The following is a 4,063-nucleotide window of genomic DNA, read 5'->3' as shown; positions in this document are numbered from 1 at the left end:
TAAAGCTTCAATTAAAGAACGTGGAGAAGTGATATATCCTAAACATAGGATAATTAATCAATCTCAAATAGAATTTCTAAGTAAGAAAGAAAAGAATTAAAAGAATCCCTGCGGGATTATTCGCAGGGATTTTTTTATTTTACTAATACGTATTTTTTAGATTTTAAAAATCCACTTAAAACAGTTTTTGGATAATTAACCTTAGGATCTAAACCGCCAGCTTTTAAGTATTCGTGAAACTCTGATTCAATCTCTTCTAGCTTAACGCTTTTAACTCCATTTATTAAATTTAAATCACTCTCGATTTTTACAGCAATTAAATTTCTACCTGATTTTACTCCTATAATTTTAACGTTAATATTAAATTCTTCATTTAATAATTTTTCAGCTTTTTTTAAAACTAGAGAATTATAACTAGTTTCATACTTATTGACTGTATCTGTTATTATTTTAAAATTATTTATTTCGATTTCAGGAACAGAAATATTTTCATAATCTTTGATTATTTCATAGATTACTTTTGCAGGGTAAAATTTTAAGTTTTTATGAGCTGTATAAGATAATTTAGCATAAGGAGAAACTTTTAACTCTTCGTTTTTAGTTTCATTAAAATCTAATCCTTGTTTTTTAGCTATCATAATTCTAAAAGAATCAATAGTAATAGGCTCTAACATTATTTCTACTGTTGAATCTTTTTTTTGAACTATTGTTGGAATAAATCTTGATTTCACTTTTTGTTCAATACTTTTATCTTTTCCAAGTATGTTGAAATTAAATTCTTTGTTGTATATATCTTCAACTTCTGCTAATAATTTAGAGTATGAAGTTATTCTAGGATTACAGTTATTTCTAATTTCTTCTAAAGAAAAAATAAATCTTGATTGAAATATATTTTTCTCTAATTCTGAATAAGCTTTTTTTAAAAAATAATTAAATAAATCCAATTGTAAAGCTGTTAAAGGAACTGAATTAGTTACAACTAAACTAGGTTTAAATAAATCTGATTTTTCTTTTATCATTTTTTACAACTCTCCCTTTTAAATACTTTTAAACCTTTTAAACCTTTTAGGGTGCTCAATCGCCAATAAAATCAATGGCTACTAACAGAATACTCTTAATATTTGTCCGTCATACTCTTAATATTTGTCCGTCATACTCTTAATATTTGTCCGTCATACTCTTAATATTTGTCCGTCCAAAACAGCGAAAAAAAATACTCTTAATATTTGTCCGTCATCTATCTAGATCAATAAAATCAATAGGTTATAGCACTATTAGAAAAATACTCTTAATATTTGTCCGTCCAAAGCCAGAATACTCTTAATATTTGTCCGTCGCACTTCTAAAAACCCTTTAAAATCAAAGTCTAGAAAAAACTTTACTTTTTTAGTAATCTTTTAATATAATTTTCTATTTTTTTACAATTTTCTTCTGAAATAGTTTCTTTTATTTTAAAAGTCGCTCCATTTTTAGTAAACTTATATTCGAAAAATTCTCGGGATTTTTCAGAGTTTTCTTCTAAATTTTTTAGGGTTGTTTTTAGCTCTTCAACTGTTTTGTTCATACTGTTTTTTATAACAATATGAGCACTAGTTTCAGAATTTTCTAATAATAATTTTTCTAAAATTTTATTTAAATAGTCAGATTTTAGTGGTCCAACAGTTTCTAAAACAAAATCTTTTATAAAAGGATCAAAATTAATTGCTTTTTTTATTGCATGAAACTGAGTTTTTCCAATGTTAAATTTTTTCAAACAGTCATCAACACCAATTCCATCAATTTTAGCTAAATTATTGAATTTGTAACTTAATTCTAGAATTGATAAATCTTTTCTTTTTGTATTTTCATGAATTGATGTATTTTCTAAAACTTCATTCGGTGTATTTTTATTAAAAATAATTGCTTTTTGAGAAAAAATCATATTTTTATTACTTTTATAGATTTCTTTTAACGCTAAAAGCCTTCGCCAACCACTTATAATTATGTATTCGTTTTTAGTTTTTTGGAAAAGATAAATTGGATTTAATAAGCCTATTTGTTTTATAGATTCCATTAATCCTAGAAAATTTTCATCATTCGTTATAACACTTTCATCATCTAATCTATTGATATATGTTTTATCTGAAAAATCAATATACTTGAACAAGTTTTCTGTTATATTTTGAAAGTCACTATATTTTGCAACAATAGTTTTTTGAAGAGCTGGTTTATTTATTTCTCCAAATCCGTTTAAGTGATTGTTATTCAACGTGCTCCTCCTATATTCTGTTTAGTATCTCTATTGATAGTGCTATATAATCTTTAGCTCCATTACTATTTTTATCAAATTGAACTACAGATTTGTGGTTATAGTTTGCTTCTGCAATTTTTATATTATCTCGGATTACAGTTTCAAAAACTAAATCTCCAAAGTGATTTTTTAAAAGATTGTAGAACTGATTTTGTAAATTCGTAGATTTTTTAAACTTAGTGATAGCAATTCCGAGTACATTTAAATTTTCATTATCTCGCTCTCGAATCATATTTATAGATCTAATTAAATCTGAAATACCTTCAACACTATTTTCTTCTGCTTGTAGCGTTATAATAACCTCATCTGCAGCTCCGAGAGAGTTGTAAGTACAAAAGTCTAGTGCAGGAGGACAATCAATAAATATATAGTCATAATCGTTTTTAATCGTTTTTATATAATCTTTTAAAAGTTTTGTCCACCCTGCACTTTTTTCTAAAAATAAAGAAAAATCTGACATCTCCATATTGTTAGGAATATGATCTAAGTTCTTATGGACATTAATAATAACATCATTTATATTTTTTGATCCAGTAAAAACATCTACAATTGTATTTACTTCTCTTTTTAAAATTCCAGAATTAGTTGTTAAATTTCCTTGAGCGTCCATATCAATAGTTAGCACTTTTTTGTTGTTTTGAGAAAATATATAACTTAAATTCCTAACCGTTGTAGTTTTAGCTTCTCCACCTTTTTGATTTATAACAGCAATAACTTTCAAAATACCTCCTATAAACTAATTGTTTTTTAATAAACTTTCTAATCCTAACTTAATGACATATCTTAATTTTTCTGATTTTGTTTTTCCAATTCCTAGAGTTTCAACAAGTTCTAGCTCACTTTTTTCAATTCTTGTATTAACATCAATTGGATCCATTATTACCTTTTTTTTTCCAGCACCAGGACGTGCTCCACCTAATTTTTTTGCCATTTAACTCTCCTCTGTACGTGATAATATATATTATCTTTTTTAAAGTGAATAGTCAAGAATATTCATCGGTTTTTTAAGCGAACTTTTTCGAAAATATAAGAATTATAGAGTGAAAAATGTTATTATATACTTATAAAAGTAATAAGGAGAACTTATGACAACTTTAGAAAAAATGGTTATAACTAAAAAAATTACAGAAGAATTAAAAGTAAAATTAGAAAAATTTGATTGTAAAATTGAAAGTTTATCGTTCAATGAAAAAAATAGTGAAAAATTAGAAATAAAAATTGTAAAAAGATAAAAAATAGAGATAGTGCATTTTGCATTATCTCTATTTTTTGTAGGCGGAGATTGTAGTTTGAAGAACATTGAACTATATTACCGCCGCAATTTTTACGACTTCTATAGATAATATGCCTTTCATACTAGCGAAGAAATGGGAATGTCCCGACAAGATAGCAGTAGAGGGAGGGTGGGAATTCTTTTGTGGGTGCGAAGTTGCGGCCCCGTGCTTATGAGGGCTTGCTGATAAAATATTTACTTTCATATTACTAATCAGCAAAAAAAAGCCCGATTCTACTCAGAGGGAGCAAAATGAGGGAAAGGCATTGGCCACCCCCAAGAGCGGTCCCCCCAAAAAGGGAGTACAATAATGGGGGGATGCCGGAAGGGGGGCTTGGGGGGAAGAGCGGCGGGGGTGGACTGATGTGTACCCTGTCAAGGGCACACCTTAATTATCAACATTTTTTTGCTTATTATTTTCTCTATATGTTAAGGGACTTAAGTTCCCTAATTTTTTTTGCAACCTATCTTCATTATAAAATTTTATATAATCAGATATA

At 27.3% G+C, this 4,063-nt stretch carries 6 protein-coding genes; 1 reads left to right on the top strand and 5 read right to left on the bottom strand.

Annotated elements, in window-relative coordinates; genetic code table 11:
- Window positions 1–134: 134 nt before the first annotated feature.
- The 4 genes from ACRCZX_RS00645 to ACRCZX_RS00630 all read right to left on the bottom strand — a co-directional run bounded on the left by ACRCZX_RS00645 (window position 135) and on the right by ACRCZX_RS00630 (window position 3,221).
- Window positions 135–1,019 carry a replication initiation protein gene (locus ACRCZX_RS00645; RefSeq protein WP_438581021.1) on the bottom strand — a complete coding sequence of 295 codons (885 nt, stop codon included), beginning with the start codon at window positions 1,017–1,019 and terminating at the stop codon, window positions 135–137.
- Window positions 1,020–1,378: 359 nt separating this feature from the next.
- Complete coding sequence (locus tag ACRCZX_RS00640) at window positions 1,379–2,248, bottom strand: ParB/RepB/Spo0J family partition protein (protein WP_438581020.1); 870 nt, start codon at window positions 2,246–2,248, stop codon at window positions 1,379–1,381.
- Between the two features lie 10 nt (window positions 2,249–2,258).
- A complete protein-coding gene (locus ACRCZX_RS00635; protein WP_438581019.1) occupies window positions 2,259–3,011 on the bottom strand; it encodes a ParA family protein in 753 nt (250 codons plus the stop codon).
- Window positions 3,012–3,026: 15 nt separating this feature from the next.
- Complete coding sequence (locus tag ACRCZX_RS00630; RefSeq protein ID WP_438581018.1) at window positions 3,027–3,221, bottom strand: hypothetical protein; 195 nt, start codon at window positions 3,219–3,221, stop codon at window positions 3,027–3,029.
- A gap of 154 nt (window positions 3,222–3,375) precedes the next feature.
- Here ACRCZX_RS00630 and ACRCZX_RS00625 point away from each other — a divergent pair, with 154 nt between their 5' ends.
- Window positions 3,376–3,522, top strand: coding sequence for a hypothetical protein (locus ACRCZX_RS00625; RefSeq protein WP_438581017.1), 147 nt, complete (start codon window positions 3,376–3,378; stop codon window positions 3,520–3,522).
- Window positions 3,523–3,951: 429 nt separating this feature from the next.
- Here the strand turns inward: ACRCZX_RS00625 and ACRCZX_RS00620 are convergent, their stop codons facing one another.
- On the bottom strand, window positions 3,952–4,050 hold the full coding sequence (locus ACRCZX_RS00620; protein ID WP_438581022.1) for an IS3 family transposase: 99 nt from the start codon (window positions 4,048–4,050) through the stop codon (window positions 3,952–3,954).
- Window positions 4,051–4,063: the final 13 nt, after the last annotated feature.

This window comes from Cetobacterium sp., assembly GCF_051658645.1.
GTDB lineage: Bacteria > Fusobacteriota > Fusobacteriia > Fusobacteriales > Fusobacteriaceae > Cetobacterium_A.
The sequence above is the reverse complement of the archived record's forward strand: the minus strand, read 5'-3'. Positions and strand labels throughout refer to the sequence as shown.

What these genes read in the sequence shown, in the direction of transcription:
- ACRCZX_RS00645 (WP_438581021.1), bottom strand. Translation starts at nt 1,019, where the DNA reads ATGATAAAAGAAAAATCAGATTTATTTAAACCTAGTTTAGTTGTAACT.
- ACRCZX_RS00630 (WP_438581018.1), bottom strand. Translation starts at nt 3,221, where the DNA reads ATGGCAAAAAAATTAGGTGGAGCACGTCCTGGTGCTGGAAAAAAAAAG.
- ACRCZX_RS00625 (WP_438581017.1), top strand. Translation starts at nt 3,376, where the DNA reads ATGACAACTTTAGAAAAAATGGTTATAACTAAAAAAATTACAGAAGAA.